General features: G+C 61.2%; 31 protein-coding genes and 1 tRNA gene (1 of these 32 cut by a window edge). 16 read left to right on the forward strand and 16 right to left on the reverse strand.

Going from position 1 to position 26251, the window contains the following annotated elements; all coding sequences use genetic code 11:
* Positions 1 to 426 carry the final stretch of a radical SAM family heme chaperone HemW gene (hemW, locus tag M1R55_RS06155; protein WP_249394147.1) on the forward strand. 747 nt of this gene lie to the left of the window's left edge, so the window shows 426 of its 1173 coding nt (coding positions 748-1173); the start codon falls outside the window, past its left edge; the stop codon is at positions 424 to 426.
* A 102-nt stretch (positions 427 to 528) separates the two neighbouring features.
* Here the strand turns inward: hemW and M1R55_RS06160 are convergent, their stop codons facing one another.
* The 5 genes from M1R55_RS06160 to M1R55_RS06180 form a co-directional block, all read right to left on the reverse strand.
* Complete coding sequence (locus M1R55_RS06160; RefSeq protein WP_249393815.1) at positions 529 to 1761, reverse strand: 2,3-bisphosphoglycerate-independent phosphoglycerate mutase; 1233 nt, start codon at positions 1759 to 1761, stop codon at positions 529 to 531.
* A gap of 157 nt (positions 1762 to 1918) precedes the next feature.
* Entirely contained in the window at positions 1919 to 2590 is a 672-nt protein-coding gene (gene trmH, locus M1R55_RS06165) for a tRNA (guanosine(18)-2'-O)-methyltransferase TrmH (protein WP_249393816.1), read from the reverse strand.
* Between the two features lie 31 nt (positions 2591 to 2621).
* Positions 2622 to 3245 (reverse strand): ASCH domain-containing protein, encoded by a 624-nt coding sequence (locus tag M1R55_RS06170; protein WP_249393817.1) that lies wholly within the window; start codon positions 3243 to 3245, stop codon positions 2622 to 2624.
* A 33-nt stretch (positions 3246 to 3278) separates the two neighbouring features.
* Positions 3279 to 4631, reverse strand: a complete 1353-nt coding sequence (locus M1R55_RS06175; protein ID WP_249393818.1) for a deoxyribodipyrimidine photo-lyase — start codon at positions 4629 to 4631, stop codon at positions 3279 to 3281.
* Between the two features lie 381 nt (positions 4632 to 5012).
* The gene (locus M1R55_RS06180; RefSeq protein ID WP_249393819.1) at positions 5013 to 5660 is read right to left on the reverse strand and encodes a trimeric intracellular cation channel family protein; all 648 of its coding nucleotides are present in this window, start codon (positions 5658 to 5660) and stop codon (positions 5013 to 5015) included.
* Between the two features lie 240 nt (positions 5661 to 5900).
* Here M1R55_RS06180 and rpmF point away from each other — a divergent pair, with 240 nt between their 5' ends.
* Entirely contained in the window at positions 5901 to 6083 is a 183-nt protein-coding gene (rpmF, locus tag M1R55_RS06185) for a 50S ribosomal protein L32 (protein ID WP_019012263.1), read from the forward strand.
* A 66-nt stretch (positions 6084 to 6149) separates the two neighbouring features.
* Here the strand turns inward: rpmF and M1R55_RS06190 are convergent, their stop codons facing one another.
* The gene (locus tag M1R55_RS06190; RefSeq protein ID WP_249393820.1) at positions 6150 to 6473 is read right to left on the reverse strand and encodes a hypothetical protein; all 324 of its coding nucleotides are present in this window, start codon (positions 6471 to 6473) and stop codon (positions 6150 to 6152) included.
* Positions 6470 to 7204 (reverse strand): carbonic anhydrase, encoded by a 735-nt coding sequence (locus tag M1R55_RS06195; RefSeq protein WP_249393821.1) that lies wholly within the window; start codon positions 7202 to 7204, stop codon positions 6470 to 6472. Before M1R55_RS06195 ends, M1R55_RS06190 begins: the two co-directional genes overlap by 4 nt.
* Before the next feature lie 70 nt (positions 7205 to 7274).
* Between M1R55_RS06195 and M1R55_RS06200 the strand changes: the two genes are divergently transcribed.
* From M1R55_RS06200 to M1R55_RS06240, 9 genes are all read left to right on the forward strand, one after another.
* Positions 7275 to 7652 (forward strand): hypothetical protein, encoded by a 378-nt coding sequence (locus M1R55_RS06200; protein ID WP_249393822.1) that lies wholly within the window; start codon positions 7275 to 7277, stop codon positions 7650 to 7652.
* A 256-nt stretch (positions 7653 to 7908) separates the two neighbouring features.
* Positions 7909 to 8796, forward strand: coding sequence for a menaquinone biosynthesis prenyltransferase MqnP (gene mqnP, locus M1R55_RS06205; RefSeq protein WP_249393823.1), 888 nt, complete (start codon positions 7909 to 7911; stop codon positions 8794 to 8796).
* Positions 8775 to 9089: a hypothetical protein gene (locus M1R55_RS06210; RefSeq protein WP_249393824.1), complete on the forward strand. Its 315-nt coding sequence runs from the start codon at positions 8775 to 8777 to the stop codon at positions 9087 to 9089. Before mqnP ends, M1R55_RS06210 begins: the two co-directional genes overlap by 22 nt.
* Before the next feature lie 83 nt (positions 9090 to 9172).
* Positions 9173 to 9625 (forward strand): hypothetical protein, encoded by a 453-nt coding sequence (locus M1R55_RS06215; protein ID WP_249393825.1) that lies wholly within the window; start codon positions 9173 to 9175, stop codon positions 9623 to 9625.
* A 168-nt stretch (positions 9626 to 9793) separates the two neighbouring features.
* Positions 9794 to 10330: a helix-turn-helix domain-containing protein gene (locus M1R55_RS06220; RefSeq protein ID WP_249393826.1), complete on the forward strand. Its 537-nt coding sequence runs from the start codon at positions 9794 to 9796 to the stop codon at positions 10328 to 10330.
* 127 nt (positions 10331 to 10457) lie between these two features.
* The gene (locus M1R55_RS06225) at positions 10458 to 10841 is read left to right on the forward strand and encodes a transposase (RefSeq protein ID WP_249393827.1); all 384 of its coding nucleotides are present in this window, start codon (positions 10458 to 10460) and stop codon (positions 10839 to 10841) included.
* Between the two features lie 159 nt (positions 10842 to 11000).
* Entirely contained in the window at positions 11001 to 11612 is a 612-nt protein-coding gene (locus M1R55_RS06230; RefSeq protein ID WP_249393828.1) for an adenylate/guanylate cyclase domain-containing protein, read from the forward strand.
* Positions 11613 to 11657: 45 nt separating this feature from the next.
* Entirely contained in the window at positions 11658 to 12335 is a 678-nt protein-coding gene (locus M1R55_RS06235; RefSeq protein ID WP_010887388.1) for a response regulator transcription factor, read from the forward strand.
* A 67-nt stretch (positions 12336 to 12402) separates the two neighbouring features.
* On the forward strand, positions 12403 to 14004 hold the full coding sequence (locus tag M1R55_RS06240; RefSeq protein ID WP_371827181.1) for a sensor histidine kinase: 1602 nt from the start codon (positions 12403 to 12405) through the stop codon (positions 14002 to 14004).
* 46 nt (positions 14005 to 14050) lie between these two features.
* Here the strand turns inward: M1R55_RS06240 and argR are convergent, their stop codons facing one another.
* Complete coding sequence (gene argR, locus M1R55_RS06245) at positions 14051 to 14512, reverse strand: arginine repressor (protein ID WP_064013570.1); 462 nt, start codon at positions 14510 to 14512, stop codon at positions 14051 to 14053.
* A gap of 50 nt (positions 14513 to 14562) precedes the next feature.
* Positions 14563 to 15756 (reverse strand): bifunctional phosphopantothenoylcysteine decarboxylase/phosphopantothenate--cysteine ligase CoaBC, encoded by a 1194-nt coding sequence (coaBC, locus tag M1R55_RS06250; protein WP_249394149.1) that lies wholly within the window; start codon positions 15754 to 15756, stop codon positions 14563 to 14565.
* Positions 15757 to 15985: 229 nt separating this feature from the next.
* On the opposite strand from coaBC, the gene lpdA reads away from it, so the two are divergent.
* The 4 genes from lpdA to M1R55_RS06270 all read left to right on the forward strand — a co-directional run bounded on the left by lpdA (position 15986) and on the right by M1R55_RS06270 (position 18987).
* Positions 15986 to 17377, forward strand: a complete 1392-nt coding sequence (gene lpdA, locus M1R55_RS06255; protein ID WP_249394150.1) for a dihydrolipoyl dehydrogenase — start codon at positions 15986 to 15988, stop codon at positions 17375 to 17377.
* A 232-nt stretch (positions 17378 to 17609) separates the two neighbouring features.
* A tRNA-Arg gene (locus M1R55_RS06260) sits at positions 17610 to 17686 on the forward strand.
* Positions 17687 to 17828: 142 nt separating this feature from the next.
* On the forward strand, positions 17829 to 18185 hold the full coding sequence (locus M1R55_RS06265; protein WP_249393829.1) for a hypothetical protein: 357 nt from the start codon (positions 17829 to 17831) through the stop codon (positions 18183 to 18185).
* A 46-nt stretch (positions 18186 to 18231) separates the two neighbouring features.
* Complete coding sequence (locus M1R55_RS06270) at positions 18232 to 18987, forward strand: GNAT family N-acetyltransferase (protein ID WP_249393830.1); 756 nt, start codon at positions 18232 to 18234, stop codon at positions 18985 to 18987.
* A gap of 9 nt (positions 18988 to 18996) precedes the next feature.
* Here the strand turns inward: M1R55_RS06270 and M1R55_RS06275 are convergent, their stop codons facing one another.
* From M1R55_RS06275 to M1R55_RS06285, 3 genes are all read right to left on the reverse strand, one after another.
* Positions 18997 to 20001 (reverse strand): GNAT family N-acetyltransferase, encoded by a 1005-nt coding sequence (locus tag M1R55_RS06275; RefSeq protein WP_249393831.1) that lies wholly within the window; start codon positions 19999 to 20001, stop codon positions 18997 to 18999.
* Positions 20002 to 20138: 137 nt separating this feature from the next.
* On the reverse strand, positions 20139 to 21845 hold the full coding sequence (locus M1R55_RS06280; protein ID WP_249393832.1) for a M3 family oligoendopeptidase: 1707 nt from the start codon (positions 21843 to 21845) through the stop codon (positions 20139 to 20141).
* Positions 21846 to 22025: 180 nt separating this feature from the next.
* Positions 22026 to 22631: a GNAT family N-acetyltransferase gene (locus tag M1R55_RS06285; protein WP_249393833.1), complete on the reverse strand. Its 606-nt coding sequence runs from the start codon at positions 22629 to 22631 to the stop codon at positions 22026 to 22028.
* Positions 22632 to 22672: 41 nt separating this feature from the next.
* Here M1R55_RS06285 and M1R55_RS06290 point away from each other — a divergent pair, with 41 nt between their 5' ends.
* Positions 22673 to 23704 carry a hypothetical protein gene (locus M1R55_RS06290; RefSeq protein ID WP_249393834.1) on the forward strand — a complete coding sequence of 344 codons (1032 nt, stop codon included), beginning with the start codon at positions 22673 to 22675 and terminating at the stop codon, positions 23702 to 23704.
* 185 nt (positions 23705 to 23889) lie between these two features.
* Here M1R55_RS06290 and M1R55_RS06295 read toward each other — a convergent pair whose 3' ends face one another.
* The 4 genes from M1R55_RS06295 to M1R55_RS06310 all read right to left on the reverse strand — a co-directional run bounded on the left by M1R55_RS06295 (position 23890) and on the right by M1R55_RS06310 (position 26242).
* Entirely contained in the window at positions 23890 to 24249 is a 360-nt protein-coding gene (locus M1R55_RS06295) for an IS1 family transposase (RefSeq protein WP_249393835.1), read from the reverse strand.
* 53 nt (positions 24250 to 24302) lie between these two features.
* Positions 24303 to 24611, reverse strand: coding sequence for an IS1 family transposase (locus M1R55_RS06300; RefSeq protein WP_249393836.1), 309 nt, complete (start codon positions 24609 to 24611; stop codon positions 24303 to 24305).
* A gap of 327 nt (positions 24612 to 24938) precedes the next feature.
* Positions 24939 to 25649 carry a tRNA (adenine(22)-N(1))-methyltransferase TrmK gene (locus M1R55_RS06305; RefSeq protein WP_249393837.1) on the reverse strand — a complete coding sequence of 237 codons (711 nt, stop codon included), beginning with the start codon at positions 25647 to 25649 and terminating at the stop codon, positions 24939 to 24941.
* On the reverse strand, positions 25646 to 26242 hold the full coding sequence (locus tag M1R55_RS06310; RefSeq protein ID WP_371827163.1) for a YqhA family protein: 597 nt from the start codon (positions 26240 to 26242) through the stop codon (positions 25646 to 25648). Before M1R55_RS06310 ends, M1R55_RS06305 begins: the two co-directional genes overlap by 4 nt.
* Positions 26243 to 26251: the final 9 nt, after the last annotated feature.

Below are 26251 nucleotides of genomic sequence, written 5' to 3' on the forward strand. Positions count from 1 at the left end.
CACAATCTGGCGTACTGGGGCAACCGCTTTTACCTGGGCCTGGGGCCGGGGGCAGCGGGCCACTATCCGTTGGCAAAACAGCCGGTGGAAAAACAGGGGGCAGAAGGCGAGGCGGAATTGTTAGGCCAGCGCCGCACCAATCTCCATCTGCATGAGTGGCTGACCGGGGCGCAAGGCGAGACACTTCCTATAGATGCCGAGGAGTACGTGACCGACGCCCTGTTCATGGGCCTGCGGGTACAGCAGGGCATCAGCCTGAGTGACCTGATGCAGCGCAGTGGACTGGACGTGGCCGGACGCTATGCCAAGCCGATCAAGGCCAACATAAAGCGGGGCTTGTTGGCCTTGGAAGGCGACACGTTGCGGGCTACGCCCCAGGGCTGGTGGGCGCTGAACCGGGTGATTACGGACTTTTTGGAGGAGTAGAGCAACAGGAACTGCAATTTGGATAAGAACAGTGGGTGAAGGGCAAGAACATCCAAGCTCTAAGCCCTTCACCCACTTCCTACTGACCTTGTTACCGATTGTTTACGCTCCGTATTTGTTCAGTTTCAGCGCGTTCGCCATCAATAGAGGCATGATGTCCGTGCCTTTGCGGAGGCCCAGGCTGCCCCGTCCAGCTTCTTCTTCGGTGTAGCGGGTCGCCACGTCTTTACGGCCATGCTCGCTGTGAATCAGGAATGGGACGGGGTGCCAGGAGTGGCTGGCGAGCTTGCTGGGCGTCGAATGATCTCCCACGATGCACAGCACGTCGGGCTTGAGGGCCAGCAGTTGGGGCAGCAGTGCGTCAAACAGTTCGATCTTTTTGACCTTGGCCGCAAAATCGCCGTCTTCGCCCGTGGAATCGGTCTTTTTGACGTGGAAGTAGAAGAAGTCGTACTTGGCCCAGTTTTCGGTCAGGGCGGCAACTTTGCCTTCCAGAGCGTCTTCGTGGCCCTCTACGGGCAGCACATCCATCCCGACCAAACTGGCGAGTCCCTTGTACATGGGATAGCTGGCGATACAGGCCGCACGCAACTGGTAGGCGGCATCGAAGGAGGGGAAGTGGGGCACATCGCTGTAGCCCCGGAACAGCACGCCGTTGACCTGAGTTTCGGCGCTGAGGGCGGCTTCGGCGCGGGCCACGAACGTATTGACCAAGTGGGCTGTCTTGTCGCTGGCCGGATCTTGGGCCACTGCGGTCATAGGCTGCACGCCCGTATCCTGCGGGTCTACGTCGCTGATATTCGCGCCAAGTGGCACGCCCCCCACCGCCCGGAACACCACCACGAAACGGTGCTCGGATTCGGTGTAGATCTCCACGGGCGTACCGTCAATTTGGGCAATGGCTCCACGCAGCTTGGCCACAATTTCCGCGTTCTTTTCATCGCTGGGGCGTCCGGCGCGGCGGTCATTCACGATTCGGCCTGCGCTCAGGGTGGCGAAGTTGCCGCGCACGGCCACGTCTCCGGCCCCCAGCTTCACGCCGATGCCCACAGCACTCAGAGCGCCGCGCCCCACCACGTAATGCAGCGGGTCGTAGCCGAACAGGCTGAGGTGGCCGGGGCCGCTGCCGGGGGTGATGCCTGCACCCACCAGTTCCGCCAGCCCAAGCTGTGAAGCTGCGGCCAACGCATCCAGATTCGGCGTTTTGGCGGTGGCCAGTTCGGTGTCGCCGCCGAGTGTCAGGGGCAAGCCGCCCACGCCGTCCAGCACCACCATCAGGATTTTGCTGTCGGTTTTCTTGGCCAGTCCGCGCACGGTATCCAGAAGATCGCTCATGCCAGAAAGTGTAACTGTTACACCCTCAGGAGCGGTCAGGGGTCTAGGGGAAGGGCGTCTAGCGGTCTAAGCAGGGCACTCGCTTCGCTCGCTCACTCCTCTACATCCGTAGCTTTACGAGTCCCAACCCTTCCCCCTCAAGATAGAGGGCTTTCAATTATTCAGGCCGCGCAAACTGGCCTTCTTCATCCAGCGCGGGGTAAGCCTCGCCGCGCTCGCGGTAGCCGGCGGCCAGATCGGGATAGCCCCACTCGAAGGCAATCCGGGTCAGATCATCCGGTGCAAGTTGGGGCGTGTCGTACATTCCGGCGGCGAGGCGTTGGCGTTGGGCTTCAAACAGGATCGTGGCCGCCGCAACCGACACGTTCAGGCTCTGCACCATGCCAAACATCGGGATGATGATGTTGCCATCTGCCGCTTCCGCCGCCGCATCGGACACACCCCATTTTTCTGCACCTAGCAGCACGCAGGTGGGCCGGGTGTAATCGGGGGTGCGGTAGTCCACGCTGCGCTGGCTGAGGTGGGTCGCCAAGACCTGTACGCCCTGCGCCTGCAACTCGCGCACGGCACTCACGGCGTCGGCGTGTGGCTGCACCTTCACCCACTTGTGGGCGCTGCCCGACGTGGCCTCGTAGGCGCTGGAGCCGAAGCTGGGCATCTCGCCACTTTTGGGCGGCACGGCGTGGGCGGTCAACACGCCCACCGCGTCGCAGGTTCGCAGGATGGCGCTGAAATTGTGGGGCTTGTTGACCTCGTCCATCAGGACACTCAGGGTCGGCTGGCGCTTGCCCAGCACCCGCATGATTTTTTGAAAGCGCTCGGGCGTCATAAGGGGTCAGGGTAACCCACCAGTAGAGAAATCACACCAGTTGTGCAAGAGCCTGCTCAACGGTGGTCACAGGAACACGAAAAATTCCGGCTGCCCCTTTGTACGGGATGGGAACCCGAAAACGCCGTGGATGGGCCAACAACCATTCGTAATCCTCATTTTCTGCGTTGTAGAGGCACTCTACGACATCTACTATTCCCACCAGTGAGCCGTACGGCAATTCTTCCGGAGAGGCGATGTCTGCTTCGGCAAACACTTCGGGCGCTTCGCGGGTATTTGAGGCGTGTAGTAGCAGTGGCCCCGATTCTTTGACCTGCCAAGATCGATATTCAATATTTTTTGCACCCTGAAAAATCCGTTCGATATGTGGCTGGCGAATGCTCAGCGCCCGCAAACTCCTGGCAGAAGCCTCTATTGGCATTGGCGAGGGCAATGTGGGGAACGCTCGATAACCCTCGACATCTTTGAAGACAAGATGTACAGTCTGTATGCTATATCCGGCCTCACCAAGCCGTTGTACAACAGCTTCCATCTGCTTCTCAGTGACAGGCCGCTCTCCGAAATACCCATTGAGCGTGACGGCGTCTAGCTCAAGCTGCTCGACCTCTTCCAGATCGCTCAAAAGCAAATCCAAGCCTTCTTTGATCCTTGTCATTTTGCCTCCATGCGCTTTATTGATAACTTCAATTTACGCCCACCGCCGCGCATAGGCATCTGCATCAAATTTGCGCTTCAGGCCGCCCGCATTCATGTAACGCACCGTGCCAAAAATTGGGCGGCGTGTCCACGGACGGTCATGCAGCCCAAACACCCAGCTGATGCCCGCGAAACTGTTGGCGTTGCGGCCATCTTGCTCGTAGCGGTTGTTCAGGGCGATCAGGTGGGCGTGCGCCTCACGGGGCGTGGCCGTCCATTCCAGAACCTTTTTGCCCCAGTACATCCGCATGTAGTTGTGCATCCGCCCGGTTCTGACCATCTCGTTTTGCGAGGCGTTCCAGTACGGGTCATGCGTTTCGGCGCGGTCAAGCTGCTCGCGGGTGTACAGGACTTCGCGCCTGTCTCCGGCGTGGTCTTCCAGCGTTTTCTTGGCCCAGTCAGGCAGGCCGTCGTAGGTGTCGTAGTGCGGGTTGTACTGGCAAAGGTTGAAACTCAGTTCGCGCCGCACGATCAGTTCTTCCAGAAAGGTGTCGGCCCCCGGCCCACCGTGTTCGCGGGCGGCCAGCGCCGCCGTCAGGGGCGAGAGTTGCCCGTAATGTAGGAAGGCGCTGAGGCGGCTGCTGCCGTCCTGCGTGGGATCGCTGCGGGTGTCGGCGTACCCGGCGAGTTGCTGGCCCACGAAGGCGCTCAGGCGGGCCAAGGCAGCCACCTCTCCGCCCGTCTCACGGCTGAGGCCCACACTGAAATCCAGCGGCAGGGTCTTCACAGTGGCCGAGGGATCAGAGACATCCAAGAGGGGCAGCACGAGGTCGGTGGGCCAGCCCTGCATCTGCCGCTTCAGCTCATGCGTTTCCAGAGGCACAAAATAGTCGTGCCAGAGGCGGTGAATCTTGGGCCGAATGGTGCGGGCAGCGTATTCCTGCTTGGGGCTGACGGTCTGTACGGGAATCAGGGCCTCGGCTTCCACCTGCACCAGCGGCACGGTCAGGCGCTCTGCGAGGGTCGTGCGCCATTCGCGCTGAATTCGCAGATATCCCCGGTCTGTGACCACCAACGCCGCGCCCGCCGAGGCCGCCAGCACCACATCGGGCGGAGAGCCGAGGCGCACGCTGAAGGGAATCCCGCGTGCCGCCAAGCCCGCCGAGAGGTCGCGCAAGCCTTCCAACAGGAATTGATAATGGCGGCTATTGGCCTCCGGAAAACTGGGTGTGAGGCCGAACACGGCGGCGAGTGGCAGCCCAAGTCGGTTGGCCTCCCGAACCGCGTATTCCAGCGCGTGATTGTCGGTGACGCGCACGCTGGCCTGCACCCACAGCAGCACAAATCCGCCCCGACTATCCGGCCCGCCCGCCCGAAGTTGCTGCACCCGCGACTCGTGAATCATGCGCCGATTGTGCCGCGAAGGGGTGGGAGCGGATGGTGGGGAATAGTGCGGGTGTGGGATGGATCGTGGAGTGAATAACTTGAGTGGCTGTGTCGAGAGCTTGGTCTTCTTTGTGATAAACACAAAAGCACCACCCCCATCCGTGTGAGGCCCCAAGGTGCGTGCAACGCGCGGGCCACTTCCAGTTTAAAGACGATTGGCGATTCCGCTTCAGGTGAACGATTGAGCCGAGTGTGGACGCGACAAGATCAATGCTGCCGAGCGCAGCGACAAACTCCCCTGATCTCTGTGGGGGCGGAGGCTGGGAGGTAGGGGAAGCCAACGCGGGACAAGCCCAAAAACCGCGTGCTGGACGAAGAATCGCCGCAGCAGGCCCAGACCCTAGCCCCCCGGCAGCCGCCGAACCGGAAGCTGCACCCACCCCCGCCGAGACACCCAGCGCACCCCGATAACGACCAACGCCCCCGCCAACTGCGCCTGAAACGGCGTGACATGCGGATACAGCAGTAACACCGCCAACGCTCCCAAAGCCGCAGCGGTGGCATAGAGCTGGTCGCGGCGGTACATGACTTCTGGCACTTCGTTGGCGATCAGGTCGCGGATAATGCCGCCGCCCACGCCGCTGAGCATGCCCACAAAAATGACGCCCAATGGCCCCAGCCCAAAATTAATGGCCCCGATTGCGCCTGAAGCGGCGAACAAGGCCAGTCCTACCGTGTCGAAGATATTGAGGGTGCGCTCAAAACGGGCCAGCCGTTCTCCGAAGGCGAAGGCCAAGCCTGCCCCGGCCAGGGCCACCCACAGGTAGGTTTCATCACGTAGAAAAAGGGGGGGCGTCTGGCCGGTGAGAGTGTCCCGGATGGCTCCGCCGCCGACCGCTGTGACGCAGCCCAGCACCACCACTCCGAACAAATCGAAGCGTTTGCGGACGCCCAAGAGTGCCCCCGACATGCTGAAGGCCAGGATGCCCAGCAAATCCAGCAATCTCAGGCCCAGTGCCAGCGTGACGGGCGGAATCAGTTCATGCACGCTCCGCACTGTATCTCCTGCACTGGAGCGGGCCACACCCCGGAACAGCCCCTCACCACAGGGGAAAAGCCAATGCTGTCCTGCACTCCAAACCCTTACTCTGCGCGGCGTGCTATACTCCCGCCTGTTGTCTCTTCCGCCCGATGTTGGCCGCGCCCTCCGGCACACCAGCACGAAAACACCCCGGCGGGCAGAGCGCGCCCCGGCGAGAAACGCCGAGCGGCACAAGGAGAATCCAACATGGCCAAGCATCCCGTTCCCAAGAAGAAAACCAGCAAGAGCAAGCGCGATATGCGCCGCAGCCACCACGCCCTTGTGGCCCCCAACCTGAACGCCTGCCCCCACTGCCACGCCAAGAAACTGAGCCATCACATCTGCCCCAGCTGCGGATATTACGATGGCCGTCAAGTTCTGGCTGTCTAAGGTCAGACTTCAAGTCAACGCCCCCCAGTTCGGGGGGTTTTTGCTGTTTGGTGCAACGCACATAAGTCAGGGCAATCTGAATTCAAGCTCTAAACCATCGCCGGTGCTGATGACACGGTATTCCAGCCGCGCTTGCCCAAGCTGCGGCCAATACTCAGACTTGAGATCCGCGTAAAGCACCTGAATCTGATCCAAAATCCTGAACGCTCTGTCTTCTTCAACCTCAGTCTCTATAAAAAACATCTGGGTAGATGACGATTGGTGCTGAACGATCACCGAATTGATCTCTACATACACTTTGATGTCGTCTGAAATAACCGCGTCAAGACGATCAATGAAACGGTTCAAGCGTTCAAGTCGCAAGGCCAATGGCAGCTCAGCCTGGTTCACACCCGTAAGTCTTCTTCCTCGGTCAAAAAGTCCACTGCGCCGGAGCCGATTTCGTAGAACGCGCCGATGACGCGGATTTGGCCGGATTTCTCTGAGGCAGAAATGTAGGGCGTATGCCGCAGCACATCGGCCTGATAACGCACGTTGTTGAGCACCGCCTCACGCATCCGGGCTTTTTTGTCTCTGATTGGGGGCATCTGGCTCACACACGGCTGGATTTTCTCGATCAGTTTCCGCAGATGCTCTGGCTCCTGCGCCACCTGTTCTGGCGGAAGCAAAGCCGCTGCCACTGCGCCGCAACCCTCATGCCCCAGCACCATGATCAGTTGAATATCCAGATGCTTGATGGCGTATTCCAGCGTGCCGAGGCCCGACTCGCCCACCACGTTGCCCGCCACGCGCACCACGAACAGTTGACCGAGGCCCTGATCGAAGACCAGTTCTACAGGCACACGGCTGTCGCTGCACGCCAGAATGGCGGCGTAGGGCGTCTGGCGCATGATCTGGGCGCGGCGTTGGTTGGCCCCCACATCCGGGTTGCCCCCCTGCCCCGAAAAGAACCGGGCGTTGCCGTCCTTGAGGGCCTGAATCGCGGCATCTGGCGTCTGCACATCGGCATTTTTGAGGGCCGCGATGTCTTCCATGCTGGCCCCCCGGCGCACAGCGTCCACAATGCGGCGCTCCAGGTCGGCTTGGGAGTCGGTAGGAATCGGATCAGTCACGCTTTCCATCTTAGGAGAACGGGGCTGCACCGGGTTTAGACAGCTCCCTGTTGCCGCCAGCCACTATGCTAGGAACATAATGGACACACTCGACCCCACCCAGGAACCCACACTGGCCGAACTGCTCGAGCGCTACGCCATGTTGCGCGACACCATGCTGGGTCTGGAAGCCGAAAAAGAGGCACTGGGCGTACAGATCAAGGCGGCACTTCAGACGGGTGAGCAGGCCGAGACCGACCTGTACCGCGCCACCCTGAAAGTTTCGCGTCGGGTCGAATATCCCGTAGAACGCTTCCGGGAAGTCTTTGGGGACGCCGCGGCGCTGGAGGTGGCGACCATTGACCGCAAAAAGGCCGAGGCGCTGGCCCAGGCCGGGGATCTGGACAAAAATATGTTGAGAAGCCTGAGCGTGGTGAAAGAAACTCAGGCATTGGTGTTACAGCCAAAAACGCGCTGAAGCGTCATTGACCTTCGTCTGACAGGCCCGGCGCAGGCTCCAGCTGTATGCCCTGCTCTATCCGGCCCTTCTGGTGTGGTGGCAATTGCCCAGCGACACCCTGATCTGGACACGGGCAGACAGGTAGGCCAGTTGCCCGGAAAAGAAGCTGGCTGAGGCAACAGTCCTGCGAGCCACGCTTCTTTAAACCACCCCAAGCGGGCCTGTAACGCCCCTCTCAGGTCAGATGAGAGCAGAGGCGTATTCTGTTTGGCGTATGAATGCCGCCGCCCAAGTCAAGACCTACCTCGACCTCGTGAAATTTGAGCACACGGTATTTGCACTGCCGTTTGCTTACGCGGGGATGCTGCTGGCGAGTCTCGCCGCAAACGGGACGGGGTGGCCGGGCTGGAGCGTGCTGATCTGGGTCACGGTGGCAATGGCGTCGGCCCGTACGGCGGCGATGGGGGCCAACCGGGTCATAGACCGCTTTATCGATGCAGGAAATCCACGCACGGCGGGCCGCGAAGTGCCCAGCGGCAAAATCACGCCCGCGCAGGCCTGGACGCTGGTGGTGGTTAGCCTGGTGGTCATGGCCTTTGCGGCGGCCCAACTGAACCCGCTGTGCCTGTGGCTGATGCCGCTGGCCGTCGTCTTTCTGATCGGTTATCCGTACACCAAGCGGTACACGTGGCTGTGTCATGCGTGGCTGGGCATCACCGACGGCGCGGCGGCAGCGGGCGGCTGGATCGCGGTCACGGGGGAATTTGCGCCCCCCGCCTGGCTGCTGTGGGCCGTCGTTATTTTTTGGATGATCGGCCTGGACGTGATTTACGCCACCATGGACTACGATTTCGATCGGCGCAACAACGTCAAGAGCATTCCGGTGCGCTTCGGCATTCCGCAGGCGCTCAAGATCGCGGCGGGCAGCCACGCCCTCACCTTTGTGCTGCTGCTGGCGGTGGGTGCGGCGGTGGGGGCCAGCGGGTGGTATTACCTCGCGGCAGCGGCAATGGGCGGCATTTTGCTCTACGAACACCGCATCGTGAACCCGAATGACCTGACCCGCGCCAACGTCGCCTTTTTCGACGCGAACATGTGGCTGGCCCTGACCATGCTGGCGGGCGTGATCGTGGATGTGGTGTGGCGCACGCTCAACGGTTGAACCGGGTCAACGTCCCGGACGAGATTCGTCTGGCCTTTGCCAGCGGCGAGGAACGCCACGCCCTGACCCTGCTGCTGCGCGAGCGTGATCTGTATCCTGCCAACTCGCGGGCCTGGGCCGAACTGGAGCGCCTGAGCGGGCTGGTCATGATTCATATGCTGCGTGAAGTGGAGGGCACCTTTGCGCTGGAGCGGGCCGATACATTGCTGGACGCCCTCCCTGACGGCACGCCCCCGGTGCGCCGTGAAGACCGCCCGACACTGGCATGGCTGGAATCTGGAGAAGCAGACTGACGGAAACGCCCAGCGCCCGCTAGACTCCGGGGAATGTCCGTCTTCCCCGCCCCGCTGCTCGCCCGCCCGACTCCGGAAACCGCGTGACGCTGGAAAGCTCCGAAACCGAATTCGCCTCGCGCTATGCGGCTTGGGCGGCAGTGGGTCAGGTCTATCCGCAGCGAGAAGGCAGCCCTCTGCTGGAATTTTCGGCAGGCGGGCGGGTGCTCTATCTGTTTGACCGCAGCGGCCCGTATACGGTGCGCCCCGGCCCCGCCAAACTGGTGGTTCACGGCATTCTTGATCTGGGAGCCACTGAACTGCGCCCCATACCAGAATCGGGCCGCGAAGAATTGACCGTGGTCGGTATATCGGGGCTGGAAGGCATAGGCGAAGTGCTGGACGTGTCGCGCCGCTCCTGGGTGGTTCGGGCGCGGCTGCCACTGGTGCTGTCCAGTTTTACGCCGCTGCCCGATGCCCGACCCGGAGACTGGGTGGCCTTCCAGACGCTGCCCCTGCTACATGGGTTTGCTATAGAGCAAGACTCAGTGCGTTGAAGCTTCGCGCCTAAACCCAGAAGGTCAGCCTTCTCAACGTTAACTTTCGCACAATTAAAGAGTTTCTTTACCTTCTGGGGCAAGTTAGATAGTCAGTAAAGCATCTAAACTTACTGTCTTCACGCGTAGCACTCGGTTTCTAAGTATATCCTTGCTAAGCTTTGAGGAATGACTCCTCCAGCCCGACACCTGTCGCTGAGTTCCGAAGAAGATGCGGCCCTGCGCAAGCTCGAACTGGGGGCGGGGATCAACGTCAAAGTTCGTCTGCGAGCGAGCATTGTCCGTCTGAACGCCAGTGGGATGACCGTACCGCGCCTCGCACAGCATTTCGGGCGCAACCCACAAAGCGTTCACAATGATCTGGACCGCTATGAACAGCGTGGCATCCCCGGATTGATGGATGGCCGGTCTTCGGGGCCGCCGCGCCGGGTCACCCCAGAGATGGACCAGTACCTTCAGGAGCGACTGGCTGAGCAACGGCTCTGGAACAGCGACCTCTTAGCCGAAGCGCTCCAGGAGCGCTTCGGCATCACGGTCAGTCGAGACGCGATCCGCGTCCGACTCCTGGCGCTGGGCTATTCGTGGAAGCGGGGACGCTACGCCCCGGGTCAGGTGCCTGACCCAGATGTCATTCATGAGCATCAAGCGTCGATCGAGACGCTAAAAAAGGGGCATTGGATGGCAAACTCACCCTCAAGTTTTTAGATCAGACCGGCTTGTCACTGATGCTGTCGGTCACCAATTCCTGGTTCCCACGGGGTTCCGGACGGCAGTTCAAAGTGCCCACGCGCTGGGGATCTCAGGACGGATCAACCTCATTGGTACGCTGGCCGTGGACGCCCAAGGTGAGCATTTGGCGGTGCGGCAGTTGACCGCGTCTTGCACGCAGGATGATGTCATCGCTTATCTGGACACCCTCGCTGAACAGTCTGACGACGCGCAGCGTCGTTCAGGAACCGCTCGGTTGACGGTGGTGATGTTGGACAACGCCTCATTTCATCGCGGTCAGGCGATTCGAGCACGAGAGCCGATCTGGGCTGCCAAGGGGATGCTCCTTCGATATCTCCCAGCGTACTGCCCCATGCTCAATCGCATTGAAACGACTTGGCGCAGACTCAAAGGATTCTTGATGCCTCGGCGGTGTTACGACACCGTCAGCGAACTCCAAGCGGCCTTGTTGATCGCCCTCCAAGCCCTCGGAGCCACCCTGATCTAAAACTTAACAAGGATGTACTTAGTACGCCTGCATTGCCTGAGAGGCCTGGAGAGGTAAAGCTTAAATGAGAGTTTTCTGACAGTGTTCTGAATGGTGGTGAGATGAAGACGATATGGGCTTTACGTGAGGAGAAGGCTGAGGCATCATCAAGCTATCCCTATGCCTACTGACCTGCTGCTCCCCCTTCCGGCGCAGACCACGCCCTCTCAATTGGCCTGCCTGGTCATGGTGGATTTGGTGGGCAGCACGCGCCTGGCGCACCAATTGCCGCTGGACTACTACACCTCCCTCATGGCGGAATTTGTGCAAGTCCTGATCCTGAGTTTTGAAGCGCGGGGCGGCCAAGTGTTGCAACATCAGGGCGACGCGGTTTTGGCACTGTGGAATGAGCAGAATGTGAGTGCAGGCATCACGGCGGCCCTCGAAGCCCATGAGAGATCGGCGCGGCTGTCGTTGGCGGCCATGTTGGGCGTAAGCCTTCAAGTCCGGAGCGGCGTTGCGGTGGGCCAGGTCATCACGGGGATGGTGGGCGGCCAGCCTAGTGCCTACGGCCTGCCCGTCAATTACGCCTGCCGTCTGTGTAGCGCTGCCGATCCCGGCGAAACGCTGGTGTGCGGCACGGCGTCCGAGATGAACCGTTTACAGCAGGTGAACTACACGCCCCGGATCTTGCCGTCCTTGCACGGATTCAACACGGAATGCGTTGCCTTTACAGCCCAATTAAGGCCCCCTACAGAGCAGCATTCACACGGCCACATGAAAGCTGGTTAAGCACACGGCGCGGCTTCTCATGAGAACGCTCCCTAGACTGACCCTATGGAACGCAAGCCGTTAGTCCTCGTGATTGAAGATGAGAAAGACATCGCCCGCTTTATCGAACTCGAGCTCGCTGCAGAAGGCTACGCGACAGAGGTGGCCTTCGACGGCGTGACGGGTCTGTCTAAATTTCGTGAAGTTAACCCCGACCTTGTTATTCTAGACCTGATGCTGCCCGTACTGGACGGCCTTGAAGTGGCCCGCCGCATTCGCAAGACCAGCAACACCCCCATCATTATTCTGACCGCCAAGGACGGGATTCAGGACAAGGTAGAGGGACTGGACAGCGGCGCAGACGACTACCTGATCAAGCCCTTTTCTATTGAAGAACTGCTGGCCCGCGTGCGTGCCCACCTTCGCCGCGTGAACCCCGCCGTCACCGGAGAAGTCCGTGTGGCCGATCTGGTCATGAATTTGGATGGCCGCGAGATTTTCCGTGGGGGGCGCCGCGTGGAACTGAGCGCCAAAGAATTCGAGCTGCTGGAACTGCTGGCCCGCAATCCCGGCAAAGTGTTCAGCCGCTTTGAAATTGAAGAGAAAGTCTGGCCGGAATATACGGGCGGCAGCAACGTGGTGGACGTGTATATAGGCTACTTACGCCGCAAACTGGAAGAGGGCGGAGAGCGCCGCCTGATTCATACGGTACGCGGCGTAGGCTACGTGCTGCGCGAAGAATAAGCCTCACTTACGGGCGCGGTAGAGTGGAGGGCGTGATGTGTTTCCCTTCTCGCTGCCGCGCTGCCCATTGGTGGACGGCGTGACTCTGCGCTGGCGCTTGACGCTGTTCTATACGGCGCTATTGGCTGTGCTGCTGACAGGTGTGGCCTTCGCCACCCTGCTGATGATGAGAACCAACCTCATCAGCGGGATGGACCGGGAACTGCAAGACACCTACCGCCAATTCACCAAAATCTACAGCCAGATCGAGCTGGAATCGGCAGCCAGTGGAAACGGAGACAGTGGCAGCGCGGGTGTGCTTCTGCGCCCCGCCCGCTACTTTTTCCCCAACTCCGCCATTCAAATCGAGCAGCTGGCGTTTTATGACCAGGACAGCTTGACCGAAGAGTTTGCGCGGGCCAAGTCCGAACAGAACCGCGCCCAACTGCTGGCTATCCTTCGCACGTTGGCAGACGGCACCCGCCAAAGCGTAGGCGTTGACCCCAGCTCTCCCATTCGCTTGTCGGACGCCGAATTGGTGCGCCTGATCGCGGCTCCCGGACGCCAAATGATCCTGACCCGGCAGGTGAAAGAACAGTTCCGCGATCCGGTGTCTATGCGGGTCTTGGTCACGCTGGCTCCAGTGTTGTTAGAAAACAACGCCTTTGGTACGGCCCGCGAAACCTTCGCGATTACCTACGTGGGCCGCAATTTGTCCACACTGACCTTTACGCTGGCGCAGCTTCAGAGCGTGATTCTGCTGCTGTTTTTGGCCGGGCTGGTGACGGTGGGGGCGGGGTCTTATTTGCTGGCGGGTCAGGCCATGCGGCCCCTGCGCCTGGTTCAGCGGGCTGCCGAGCGCATTGGCGGCCAAAACCTGACCGAGCGCGTGCCCGAACCCACCACAGGCGATGAAGTGCAGGCTTTAGCACAGGCCCTGAACGCCATGCTGGGGCGCTTGGAAAGCTCCTTCGAGGCCCAGCGCCGCTTTACTTCCGATGCCAGCCACGAACTCAGAACCCCGGTCACGGCCATCAGCGGGCACGCCAGCTACCTGCTGCGGCGCACGAGTCCCAACGGGCAACAGCAGGAAAGCCTGAACATCATCCGCAGCGAATCCGAACGTCTGACCAACCTGATTGCCAGCCTGCTGCAACTGGCCCGCTCCGACAGCGGCGCACTCACGCTGACGCATCAGCCAATTTTATCCAGCCTGTTTTTGGCCGATGTGGCCCGCGAATTGGCTCCTCTGGCACAGGCACAGAACACGGTGCTGACCGCCACAGGCGAGGACGTTCCCTTCGAGGGCGACCCAGACCGGATGAAGCAGGTCATCATCAATCTGGTGGGCAACGCGCTGAAGGCCGGAGCCACCACGATTACGCTGGAAAGTACGCCGCAGGAAGTGGTTGGGGGCAAAACCAAAGAAGTGCGACTGAGCGTGCGCGACGATGGCCCCGGCATCGCGCCTGAGCATCTGCAACGCCTGTTTGACCGCTTTTACCGCGTGGAAGACAGCCGCAGCCGGGATCAGGGCGGCGCGGGCCTTGGCCTCAGCATTGCCAAGGGCATCGTGGACGCGCACGGCGGGCGAATCTGGATAGAAAGTGAGGTGGGCGTGGGCACGGTGGCGCATGTACAGGTGCCGGTCGGGAATGTGCCGGATTTAAGTGAAGAAGATGTGCCGTAAAAGCGGAAAATCGGAACGTGATCAACGCGTAGCCACATTCCACGCTCTAGCCGATCATCAGCGCATTCAACTCTTCCATTAATTCCTCGCCCTCGGCAATCGTGCGGGCCACCACGAAAATGGTGTCTTCTCCGGCAATCGTGCCCACGATGTCGTCCCGGCGCAGGCGGTCGAGCAGCAGGGCGACCCCGGTGGCGTGGCCGTCCGCGGTGCGTATAACCAACACGTTTTCTCCCCGGTCGACGTCATGCACGAAGTTTTGAAACAGGCGGGCCAATTCTTCCTCTACGTTGCCGTGCCCCGCCACCTGCGCGAGGGCGTAGCGGTGGCGGCCCTTGCCGATGGGCAGGCGCACCAGCCGGAGTTCGTTGATATCGCGGCTGACGGTGGCCTGGGTGACATGCACGCCGTCGGCCCGCAGCCGCGCGACGAGGTCGGCCTGCGTGGAAACACTCTCGCGGGCGATGATGTCCTGAATGCGCTTTTGGCGCTGATCCTTGCTGAGCACCCTGCAATAGTATGCATATGCGGTGAATAATGCAACCAAGCGGAAAGTGGTTAGTGGTCAGTGAGAAAAGATTTTGACTGCCTGATGTTCACCGCTTCGTCTAACAATTTCCGGGCCACTTCTCGCTTGCTGATGCGGGGCCAGTCCTCAAAGGTGGCGTCGGGACGCACGAGGGTCACCTGATTGTCGTCACCGCCGAAGCTGGTGCCTTCGCGGGTGGGGTAATTCAGCAGAATAAAGTCTGCATTCTTGCGCTGGGCCTTCAGGGCCGCCCGCTCCACGCCCGCGTGCGTTTCCATGGCAAAGCCCACCAACACGCGCTCTGGGTGGTGGGGCTGTTCGGTTCCCAGCCCGGCCAGAATATCGGGATTGGGCGTGAGGTGAATGGACACGTCGCCCGCGACTTTGGCCTGCTTTTCCCCCGATTGGTGGGCGGCGCGGTAGTCGGCAATGGCGGCAGTCATCACCACGATTCCAGCATTCTGAGCGGCTTCGTCTACAGCGGCCTTCATTTCCAGCGCCGTTTCTATTCGCACCACCTGCACCCCTGCCGGATCGGGCAGGGTCACTGGCCCAGTAATCAGCGTCACTTCTGCGCCGCGTGACTGGGCCTCCTGCGCCACCGCAAAGCCCATCTTGCCGCTGCTGGGATTGGAGATAAAGCGCACCGGATCAAGGTATTCGCGGGTGGGGCCAGCCGACACCACCACCCGCACGCCCGCGAGGTCTTGCGGCACGGCAGGCGCGAGTAACGCCAGCGTTGCCGCCGCGATGTCTTCCGGTTCGGCCATGCGCCCCAGCCCGGCTCCCTCTCCCCGCGAGCCGAACGCGCCCACTTCTGGCCCCAAAAACTGATGGCCCCAGCCGCGTAGGGTGGCGGCGTTGGCCTGCACCGCCGGATGCCGCCACATCTGCTCGTTCATGGCCGGAACCCACAGCACCGGGCCGCGCACGCTGAGCAACGTCGCGGCGGCCAGATCGGCCCCGTGCCCGCCCGCCGCCCGCGCCAACAAATCGGCTGAAGCACCCACAATGACCACGGCATCCGCCCGTGCCAGCGTGAGGTGTTGGGCGTCAGGGCGAGGCTCGAACCACGTTTGATCGGTGGCGACGGCGGTGTCGGCAGCCGTTGCCAAGCTCAGGGGCGTAATAAATTCCAGCGCCGCACGGGTGGCGATGACCTGCACCCGCGCCCCGCGCTCTCGCAAACGCCGCAGCACCGATGGAGCCTTGACCGCCGCCATGCTGCCCCCCACGATGACCAACACGGTGGGAGCGGCAGCGGTAGAAACGTCGGGATTCACGCGGCTATTTTAGGGGATACGGCCAACGCTGGGCTTCCGGGTATCCTCTGCCTGTCATTCACCACTTGCAAGTGTAAATAGTCTGCGTCCGGCTGGGCGGGTCAGGAGGGACAGCAGGCGGGCAGGGGAACGCTAGACTACGGCCATGACGAATCAGGGTTCTTCCGGCATGGATTTTGACGTGTTGGTGATCGGTGCTGGCCCCGGCGGGTATCACGCGGCCATTCGCGCCGCGCAGCTTGGATTGCGGGTGGCGTGCGCCGAGCGCGAGGCGGTGGGCGGCGTGTGTCTGAACGTGGGCTGCATTCCTACCAAAGCCCTGCTGCACGCGGGCGAGCAAATTGCAGCGGCCCGCCACGCCGCCGACTTTGGCCTGACTTTTGGCGAGCAGAAGATGGACATTGCCAAGCTGAACGGCTGGAAAGACGGAATCGTTAAGAAGCTGACGGGCGGCGTGGGAGCCTTGTTCAAGGCAAACAAAATTACGCACCTGATCGGCGAGGCCAGCTTTGTAGACGCGCATACCGTGAAAGTGGGCGACAAGACCTACACGGCGGGCAGCTTCATCATTGCTACCGGCAGCGAACCCGCCAAACTGCCAGGCCTGGACGTGAATCAGGTGGATATCGTGGATTCCACGGGCGCACTGGTGATGCCTGACCCCGTGCCAGCGCGAATGCTGTGTGTGGGCGGCGGCGTCATCGGCTTCGAGTTCTCGCATGTGTACAACAACATGGGCAGCACCGTGAAAGTCATCGAGTTTCTGCCCAACGTGATTCCGGGGGCCGACGCCGACGCGGTGAAGGAATTCGCCAAGTCCATGACCAAGCAGGGCATCAAAATCGAGACGCAGACGAAGGCGAACAAGGCCGAGAAAAAGGCCGACGGCATTCACGTGGAACTGGAAAGCGTGAAGACCGGCGAGAAGCGCACTGAGGTCTTTGACCGTGTGCTGGTAGCTGTGGGCCGCCGCCCCCGCACCGATGGCCTGAATATGGCCGCCGCCGGCGTGAACGTGACCGACCGGGGCTTTATCCCCGCCGACTTGCAGCAGCGCACCAACATTCCCCACATCTTTTCGGTGGGCGACGTGGCCGGAAACCCCATGCTGGCGCACAAGGCCATGAAAGAAGGTCTGGTGGCCGCCGAAGTGATCGCCGGAAAACCCGCCGCGCAGGACGCTGTGGCGATACCCGGCGTGGTGTACACCAGCCCTGAACTGGCCTGGGTGGGCCTGACCGAGCAGGAAGCCAAAGACAAGGGCTATAAGGTCAAAACGGGCACCTTCCCGCTCAGTGCGTCGGGCCGTGCCATGACCCTCCAGCAAACCGACGGCTTCGTGAAAATGGTCGTCGAGGCCGACTCCGATCTGCTCTTGGGTGTGCATATCGTGGGGCCGCACGCCTCCGATTTGCTGGGTGAGGCCGGTCTGGCGCTGGAAATGGCCGCCACCGCCACCGACATCGCCCTGACCATCCACGCGCACCCCACGTTGGGCGAAAGTGTGCTGGAGGCGGCGGAAGCGGTACACAAGCAGGCCATTCACATCATGAACCGCTGAGCACCGGCTCAATCCGGTAAAAGCGTTATGTGGGCTGGCTTCGACTACCGTCTATCTGGAAAAGTACCGGATACACGTCCATCTCCGCCAGCCCACAGTCTTTGCTATTCGCTCCGCTCAGGTTCGCCTTCGACTCACCACAATCTGTCATCAGAGTGCATCTGACGCTTTTGCCCATCTGCACCGGCTTGCTATACTCTGCGGCGCTGCACAGGTGTGCCGCATCCCCCCTGCACTCGTAGCTCAGATGGATAGAGCGGCCCCCTCCTAAGGGGCAGGCCACTGGTTCGACTCCAGTCGAGTGCGCCACAGTTAAAACCACAAAACCCCGGCTCCAGGTCAGGGGTTTTGTGTTGATCACCTGCTGGATGATGGTGGCCGGAAGTTGCCCTGAAGACCCTTTTAACCAACCGCTATCTGGCCTTGAGCTGAGGCCGGGATGCTGAGATGCATGAAACCCCTCACGCCGCGCCGCCACGGAATCGTTGACTATGCTGCCTGCGCCCTGATGCTGGCCGCGCCTCCCCTCCTGGGCCTGAGTCCTGCCGCCCGCCGCACCTCAGCCCTGTTTGCTGGGACGTATCTGGTGGTCACGGCGCTGACCGATTTTCCGCTGGGACTCAAGCGCACCATCCCTTTTCCGGTTCACGGCAAGATCGAGCTGGCAAGCGCCCCGGCGCTCCTCGCGCTCCCTGCCCTGCTGGGCGGTCTGAGTGGCACCAAAGAAAAAGCCTATTTTGCAGGGCTGGTGGCGACGGTGCTCACCGCTTACAGCCTGACGGAATGGGACGCCGACCCGGACGTCTGATCATTTGCCGAGCGGGACAGGGAACCCTTGCCAGTAAGCTGAGGCCATGACTACTGGGCAATTGACCGTGTTGGAGAATGGACTGGCCCGAATAGCACAGGCAGAAGCTCAGGGACTGCTCGCTTACGCACAGGCTCAGGCCACTTTCGGCCCTATCACCGCCATTTTTTCGGGGGCAGAGTTGCCCGTGAATATTGCTACCCTTGCACCAGACAGCACTCCGACTGCCGAGGAGTTTCGGGCCACTGCCGACTTTTTCGAGTCGCGGGGGGTACAGGCAAGTGTGCAGGCTTTCAGTAACGTGGACACAGAAACGCTGGCGGCATTGGCCGAGGCAGACTTCGCGCTCACTCAAATCTTGCACGTGTATTTGCACCCGCTGACCACACTGCCCGATTTGTCTGCCATTGCTGTGCAGGACGCGCCCCCCGAACTCTGGACAGCGGTGGCCTGCCGAGCCTTCGGGCCGGGCAGCGAGGCCATTATGGGGGTGAATGCGGAGTTGCCCAACATCACACGGGTGATGGCGTGGCTGGACGATCAGCCTGCCGGAGTGGGACTGATGGGAACAGACCTGGGCGTGGCTATGTTCTTCAGCGGAGCTACTTTGTCAGAGCAGCGCAGGCGGGGCGTGCAATCGGCGTTGCTGACAGCCCGCCTGCATCTGGCGGCACAGCAAGGGGCAGATCTCGCCAGCGTGAACGTGACCCCCGGCTCCGGCAGCGAACGGAATATCCGCCGCGCCAGATTTGTCCAATGCGGCGCACGGCTGCGATTTGAACACACGAAATTGGGGGGCTGAAGCCGGAAATCAGTCCAGCTTGATCTGCCATTCGGTTAAGGCTGCGTAGGGCAAAAAGCCCATCTGCACATTGATGGCGAGCATGGCCGCGTTGACGTTGGCGTTGTTGGTACGAATAAAGTGTGTGCCGGGGCAACAGGTGGGCAACTCGCGCAGGGCGGCGGCCTTGAGCCATTTGCCGAGGCCCGTGCCCCGGTATTCTGGCCGCACGCCGGTTGCGCCCTGATAGGCAATGCTGGCCCGCTGAGGATGCCAGAACAGTTGTGTATATCCGGCCAGCGTGCCTGTGGCCGGGTCTTCGGCGGCCAACGTCAGGCAGACCTCGCCCTCTTTGGCCATCATCGCTTCCCAGCCCCGGATCATATCGGGTGTGATCGTCCAGTCCTCCACGTCCAAGTCACCCCTTGGCGCACTGTTCATGACGCCCATCAGGTCGGCGGCGCGGCTGAGGTACTCTTCGGGAAGGGTCGTCCAGACGTGCAGCTGGTAGGGATCGGCTTCGGGACGGGTACACCAGTGGTCTAAAAGTTCGGCACTCACATCCCCCACCACCAATTGACTCTGGCGCATGGGCAGCGCGGCTTCTCCGCCCAGATTGTCGGCAAAAGCTTGGGCAGCAGGCACCCGGTCAGAGGTCATGAAGGTCACGAGCCGCCGCCCGTATTGGCGGGCTTGCTGCTCGACTGTAGCGGCCAGAGCGCGGCCCACTCCTGCGCGGCGGTGTTCGGGATGAACCATGATATTGGCGTGTGCGGCATGCAAATTCTGGGTGAGGCTGAATTCCAGTTTGGCCCAGCCGATCACTTGCTGGCCGCGCCGCACCATAAAGGGCAACACCCGTTCATCGGGCAGATGATCTCCTAAAGTTGCCGCCACCTGCCCCTGCACCAGTGGGGGGTCTTCGGGATAGGCCGCCGCGTAGCAGGCCATAATCAGTTCTGCCGCTGCCAGCCGCTCTTGGGGGGACGCCGCGCCCTTGTCGAATGCTTCCACCTGTACGCTTGTTGCCGTCATACTCCAGTTTGTGCCAAACAGGGTGGGAATGCATCGGCAAAGTGGCGGATAGCACAAAAAGGTGACCTGAACAGCAATACAGAGCAGGGACAAGCCAGACGACCTGTCCCCGCCAAACCCGCTCAAGCTTTGCGGTTCTACGCCAACTGCTCGCCCAAAAAGCCCATCAGCCCCTTGATGTACTCGCGGTCAAAGCGGAATTCGACGCCCGCTGCACGGTACAACTCTGGGTTGGGGGCGGTGCTGCCAAGGCGCAGGGCGGCTTTGTATTTGGTGAGGGCCGCTGCTGGGTCAAGCCGCGCCTGCTGCCAGATTCCCACCGCCGCGAGGTAGCACATGGCGTACTCGATGTAATAACAGGGCGCTCGGAAGATGTGGTAATACTGCCAGCCTTTGGCCCGGATGTTCTGATCCAGCCCGTCCCAGTTGATGAATGGATGGAAGGTACGGTCAAGCTCCAACCACTTGGAATCCAAATCGGCGATGGTCAAATCGGCGGGCGCTTCGGCGTAGAGCCAGTGTTGAAAAGCGTCCATCTGCGCGGCCCACGGCAAGAAGGCCACCACGCCTTCCAGTTGCTTCTGGCGGTAGCGGTTCAGTTCTTCGGGCGTCAGGGCGTGGCCCAGATGATCGAGCGTCAGGAATTCCATGGCCATGCTGGGAATCTCTACGAACTCAATCGGACTCCAGCGGTTCCAGAGCAACGGTTGGGCATCGCCACTGTAAAAGCCGTGGAAGGCGTGACCGACCTCGTGAAACAGCACCCGCACGTCTTCGCCCGTACCCACCACGTTCATCAGCACAAAGGGTTGATTTTCGACGGGGTAATACTCGCAGTAGGCGTGGGCCATTTTGCCGGGGCGCGATTCCAGATCCAGCAGGCCGCCGCGCATAGAGCGGAAACGTTTACCCAGATCGGCGTCCAACGCGTCAAAGGCGGTCTGGGCGAGGTCTTCGAGTTCTGCGCCTGTATGAAAGGGCTTCAGCGGTGCGCGGCCTTCCGGGTCAAGCAGATTGTTGCGGTTGTAATCCCAGGGGCGCACAGTATCGAGGCCCAGTTTGGCGGCAATGTCGGCCATCATGCGGGTCGTCAGCGGCACCACTTCCTCGCGCACGGCCTCATGGAAGGCGGTGCAGTCGGCGGGCGTGTAGTCCACGCGGTCCAGGCGCTTCCAGGTGTAATCACGGAAATTGCCCAGATCGGCGTTGCGGGCCAATTGCTGGCGCGTAGTGATCAGTTCCAGCATCAGCGCGTCCAGATCGGGGGCCACCTCCAGATTGCTGGCCGCCAATGCTCGCCATGCGGTTTCGCGGGCAGCGCGGTCAGGGTCGTCCAGCTTGGCTTTGGCCTGCGGCACGGTTACACTTTCGCCGTCCAGTGTCACGTTCTGGTTGCCCGTGATGACGCCATGCCGCGACATCTGCTGCTCGTGGGTGGTGCCTAGTTCTACGTTCGCCTCACGGAACAGGGCGGCAGCGTCGCGGAATCGGCGGTAATTCAGGGCAAAATCGGGGGCGGGCACGTAATCGGGCACGGCCAGCAACTTTTCGGTCAGGGCTTGCTCGGCCCGCTGGACGCCGGGAATCACGTCCTGCACAAACGCCTGAAAGCGGGCCTGTATTGCCTCGTCATCGGTGTGCAGGTCGGCACGGGTCGAGAGTTTGGAGCGGGCCTGCGTCAGATCGGCGTCCACGGCGCTCCACTGGGCCAGCCAGGCGGGAACGTCCGCTGCAGTCAGTTCAGCGTTTTGCAACACCTGATAGCGCGGCGCAAACGTGTCCCAGCGGGTTTGGTCTTCGGGAACGGCCAGAATGCGTTCCACAGCCTCTAGTTGTGCGGTCATGGCCCCCAGTGTAGCGGGCAGGCGCGGGCTGGGCATAGGCCAAATGAGCGACGGGAGAGAAGTCGTTGGGGCGGTTGCGCCTCCCGGTGGCCCCCTCACCCCGCTGTTTGGCAGAGCCCCTCTCGCGCAAAGGGCAAGAGCTTGAGCTTGCTCTTCCCTAGTCGCTTAGACCCTCGACCCTTAGACCCCAGCACTTTCGACACTGCTCACGTCACCGCCACCCAGTTCCGCCTTCACCCCCGGCCACTCCTCCCGCGTGATGGAATACATCACCGTATCGCGGACATAGCCACTGGCCGTGATCATGTCCGAGCGCAACACCCCTTCGCGCACTGCTCCCAGTTTTTCTATGGCCCGCTGACTGCGAACATTGCGGGCGTCGGTTCTGATTTGCAAGCGCACGCAGCCGAGGCCGTCCCAGAGACCTTCAAAGGCGTAAGTGAGCAGCGTCAGCTTCATGCGGCGGTTGGCCCCCGTGCCGTGCAGGGCGGGGCTGAGGAATGTCCAGCCAATTTCGGCGGCGCGGTTGGCCTGACTGAGTGCGCCCAGACGGGTTCCGCCCATCACCTCACCGTTTACTTCCAGCACGAATGGCAGGGCGTCGGGGGCGTCCAGCGCGGCCTGAAAATAGGCTTCCTCGGTGGGTTGGCTCCCCATCAAGGCCCACTGATCGGGTGTGGCACGGGTCAGGGCCATCAGCGCAGGAAAGTCGGCGGGCATCAGGGGCCGCAAGGTGAGCGGGCCGCCGTTAAACTTGCTGTCACTGAGGGTCAGGGCGTGCTGCATGGCCCAAGCTTACTGTTCGCTGCAACGCGTAGCATCATCAGGTGACCGCCTATCTGTGGAACCTCTCGGCGCTTCTGGCGTTCCTCATCACTGGCCTGTGGGGGTTTTTACTTGTCTCAGCGCATGCTTTTTTGCTGCTGCCCCTGACACTTATTCTTCTGGCTGCCCTGAATTGGGGCTTCTACCGCAGCCGCTTTCGCCGCTGGCGAACGGTAATGACTTGGGCGTACATCGGATTCAGCCTTGGAATCCTCGTGGGCGTGGGAGGGGGCGTGAAGCCGTTTTGGGTTTCAGCCACCACCATCGTGGCCTCCGCCTTCGTCTTTCTGGTGCTTCCGTACCGGTTCAACCAACTGGTCTGGACTCTGGCGCTCCTGCGTGCGCGTCCACCGGGCTGGAGTGGCCCCCAAGCGCAGAACCGGGCAGAGGTGCTCGCGTCGGGGCCATTTACTTTGCACGAAGTTTTCAGGGTGACGGAGCATGTAGAGGGCGGCATGGTTCAGAAGGCCGAGCGCGAACTGGACCGCCTGGAGTGCCGCTATCAGGGCGAACCCGTTGCCACAGACAAACTGCTCTCAGAGCTGGAAAATTGGGTGCTGGCCCGCTACCGGGCGTACCGTACCCTCCGGCGACTTCCCATCTCCGCCGAGGTCAGGCCGCCCCGTGACGTTGTGCGGGAAGAAGCACAACCCATCGAGCTATACGGCAGCGCCGCGTGGGCCGGTTCAAAACCACTCGCTGATTTTGAGGTGTTCCTGCACAGCCCCTATCAACTGTGGGTGAAGTGCCTTCAGGTGGATTTGGAGTACCGGTTGCAATACGCGGGCCAGCAGGAACGGATCTTCGTGTGCGGTTCAGAGTACGGCTATTCGGATCGCGGCGACGATCATTACAGCGAGGTGACACAGGCCGAAGCCGAACGCGAGGGCCTCATTCTCGAGGCGGTGACGTTAAAGCTCCGCAGCACCGGGCAGACGGTGGGAAAGCACGCTGACCTCGCCAGCGCCGAATCCGAGGTGTTGAGGCGCTACAGATCGCAGCGTCCCCCGGAACAAGAATTGACACAGGTCTAAAGCTCGGAGCCTGACACTGCTCTCCCCTCCTCCGACATTCCGCCCTACCTTCCCAGCAACACCCACGCTTGGAAGGCGCTCGCGGCAAGGTTGGGGAACAGCCCATCAAGACGCATTCTTCGGGCGTAGCGGGCGTCAAAGCGTACGGCATGGCCCCAGCTTAAGTAATCGGCCTGGTCGTGGCTTCAACGTAATGACGCGTTGTAGCGGTGAATGAACATCCAGATCAGGAGCTCGAGATGCTCTTGTTTGCGGCTAAAGGACAGGCTCTTGCGTACCAAATGAGCGATACGGAGCCGCAGGGTGGCATTGAAGCGTTCGATGTGTTGTGTCCCGCCGATGACGTGCAGCGCACCGAACACCACGCCTTTATAGGCACTCAGGCCGTCGGTATGACACACGGCATCGAGATAAGGGGGAGGGAGGCTCTGCCACAACCCGAAGGCTCCAGCGGCATCTCGGTTTCCGACGAAACAGCCGACGATCTGGCGGGTGGCGCGGTTCATGGCGAGCCAGATCCAGATGTTCTTTGTCTGCTGCGCCACAAAGGTGCATAACTCATCGCACTCCAGCACCAGCTGCGCTGGTGCTGGAGTGCTTACCCTTTTTTTGCGACAGGTGATTCGAGCTCGATGGTGTGTGGCACGGTCTTGATCAGGGAGTGGAGGTGGCGGCGGAACCAGCTTCGACTGACCCCGACGACGCGGCAAATGCCCCGGTGAGACAGGCGTTCGGACAGCAAATGGTCAACCAGGGTCACGGTTTGGGGCGAAACCGGCGTTCGGGTATGGTTCAGGGTGAACTGATGTCGGCATACACGGCACAGATACCGCTGTTTGCCGGTTTGGGCGTGACCGTTTTTGACGATATAGACGCCCTCGCACGCTGGACACGTCAGGTCGTTCATGCTTTATTAAACTGCAGTCATTCCTAAGAAACCACGACCATCGGCCTGTATAGGTTGACTGGCCCTGCATACCGCGCTATAATTTCTTCAATCAAGTTAATCCACCGCCACTACAAGGCGGATTTTTTGTTTTGGGCTGTCCAGAGAAATGCCTGAATTTGTAGCCGGGTTGGTGTGAAGTGTTCCGGCTCTATTGATTCCCAATCAAACACCGTTCAGCACGCACTTTCTCAGATACGCCTGCATAGCTTGACTGGCCCTGCATACCGCGCTATATTATCGTTAATCAAGTTAAATCAACAGCCGCCCATAGGCGGATTTTTTGTTTTATGTTCCGGCAAGGCTTTCGATCACCCGGAGTGCGTCCTGTGCGGCGTTCAGTTCCAGTTGCGCGGTACGGCCCGGTGCAGCCAACGGCGTCAGGCGCAGCACGTCGGCGCGGATTCGGGCGGCCAGCAGCGGCCCAGCCTCACGCAGCAGGTGGGGGCCGTAGCGCAGGGCGGCGGCGTGCGGCAAGTCCCGATAAGCCGGATCGGGGCCGGAGTGCCTCAGCAGGCGCAGCACCGGGTAAGGCCAGTAGCCGTCTATCAGGCGCTCATGGGTCAGCTGGTAACCCGACTCCTGCGCCCACACGCGAATGGGGGCCGGGTTGTCGTTGGGCTGCAAGACCAGCGTCGGCGGCAACACGCCTGCCTCTGCCCGCCGCAAGATGCCCGCAATAGTGCCCGCACCCATGCCCGTAATACTGGCGCTGTCGGCCTCGGCGGAGCGAAGGGGCGCAAAGCCGTTGCCTGCGCGAATCTCAATGTGGTCTGTCAGTCCGGCGCGGGTCACATTGCGCCGTGCCAGTGCCAGCGGGCCGGGATTCAGTTCCACGACCAGGCAGCGCTGCGCCCGCCCAGTTTGGATCAGGCGCAGGGGCAATTTGGCATGATCGGAGCCGATGTCGGCGTGGACGCCCGTGTGCAAGAGGGCCAATACTGCTTCTAATCGCTCGTCCAGTCGCACCCGCGAGGAAGGCAAGGAAGGGGGCGTCACTTGGCGGTATTCTCCTGCTCCAGTTCCATATGCTTGGATGTGTCCGGCCCAGCCTGATGAGACCCGCCCGCCTGATGCCGCTCGCTCTGGCGCGATAAAATGACCGAATACACGCCAATAGACAAGATCATGGCGGCCACCGCTGCGCCGTAGATCAGCACGTCGTAGCCGCCCGTCCATTCCAGCGCCACCGAAAAAAAGTCTACGGCGATGGCCGTGACTACGACGCCCAATAACTTTTGTTTCAGGTCTTCGAAGGTGCGGATATGCAACCATTCGGGCACGTTTTTGACGCCGCCGATGAACAACGACTGCATACCGAGGCTGATGATCAGTAGGGCCATCGCCACCAGTAACGTATCGGTCTGCTCCACGGCGGCAATCATCAGATGCTTGGTGGTATTTTCATCGCCCAAATGTCCAAACGCCTTGGTGATGCTGACATACGCCTGCACGATGGCGGCCACGAACAGGGCCAAACTGAAGGCCAGCGAACTGAACACGCCGAGTTCGACGATGAGGCGCGAGAACCCGAAGGCCCGCTGAATAGTGAACGCCCGGACGCGGCGGGCTGAAGGACGGGACTGACTCACGGGTTCCAG

It is taken from the genome of Deinococcus sp. QL22 (assembly GCF_023370075.1).
In the GTDB taxonomy this organism is placed as follows: Bacteria; Deinococcota; Deinococci; order Deinococcales; family Deinococcaceae; genus Deinococcus.